Origin of the sequence: Flavicella sediminum, assembly GCF_006381105.1 — a bacterium.
Lineage (GTDB): Bacteria > Bacteroidota > Bacteroidia > Flavobacteriales > Flavobacteriaceae > Flavicella > Flavicella sediminum.
In genome coordinates, this window is sequence record NZ_VDET01000072.1 from 1 (window position 1) to 1,134 (window position 1,134).

2 protein-coding genes are annotated in these 1,134 nt (G+C 28.1%); both read left to right on the forward strand.

Annotated elements, in window-relative coordinates; genetic code table 11:
* Positions 1 to 303 precede the first annotated feature (303 nt).
* Positions 304 to 603, forward strand: coding sequence for a nucleotidyltransferase family protein (locus FGM02_RS17955; RefSeq protein ID WP_139960014.1), 300 nt, complete (start codon positions 304 to 306; stop codon positions 601 to 603).
* Positions 596 to 946 (forward strand): HepT-like ribonuclease domain-containing protein, encoded by a 351-nt coding sequence (locus FGM02_RS17960; RefSeq protein WP_139960016.1) that lies wholly within the window; start codon positions 596 to 598, stop codon positions 944 to 946. Before FGM02_RS17955 ends, FGM02_RS17960 begins: the two co-directional genes overlap by 8 nt.
* Positions 947 to 1,134: the final 188 nt, after the last annotated feature.

Genomic DNA, 1,134 nt, shown 5'->3' on the forward strand with positions numbered 1-1,134 from the left:
GAACTTAAAAGTATTGTTGACCTGTATAAAATAAACGAATAAAAACTACCTACAACACCGCATAAAGTTAATGTGAGTTTTTAGGTTTGCTAAAAGGTTTGTGTTTTTTTATTATTTCGCTTCTACTTATTTATCTATTTTTAGGTCGACTAAGATAAAAACACAAAATAAGTAAAAGCTTAGTCCGGGGCTGAGAATCTCGCGATTATCAACTCCCACACTAACTTTATACAAAACCGTTGCCAACCATTAGAAAAAATCGTTTTAAATAAAACTTCGATGAAATTTAATTATCTTTGAAACATGTTACAAATAGATAAAAATATAAAGAGAGTCAAAACACTATGTCGAAAACATAATGTTGAGAAATTATATCTATTTGGTTCTGCTACAAATGAGAGTTTTACAGACAAAAGTGATATTGATTTCTTAGTAAGCTTTGAAAAAAAAGACTTGAATAAATATTTTGAAAATTATATTTCTTTCAAGGAAAAACTAGGAAAATTATTCAAAAGAGATATTGATTTAGTTGAAGAACAAACTTTAAAAAACCCAATACTAATTAATTCAATAAACAAGAATAAAGAATTAATTTATGGATGAGAGAATTTTAAAGTGGATTTATGACATTGACTTTGCTCTAAATGAAATTGATTCGTACTTTGACAATAAGGACAAGAACTTTTTAGAGTATCGAGAAAATACAATGCTCAAAAGAGCAATTGAAAGAGACTTAGAAATAATCGGAGAAGCTGTGAATCGAATCTTAAAAAAAGATCCCTCCTACGCAAATATTATTTCAGATGCAAAAGCAATTATTGGATTGAGAAATCAAGTCATTCATGCATATGATAGCATTTCTGATGAGAATATTTGGTCGATTATCATAAATCATATTCCTAAACTGAAAAAAGAGATTAGAAAAATAATCCAAGAAAACAAATAAACGGTAGGCAACATCGTATAAAGTTAATATGGGTGTTTTTGTGGATTATTCAAAGGTTTTTGTTTGTTTACTGTGTCACTTATACTTATTTAAGTATTTTTAGGTCGACTAAGATAAAAACACAAAATAAGTAAAAGCTTAGTGCTCGGCTGAGAATCTTTCGATTATCAACTCCCACACTAACTTTA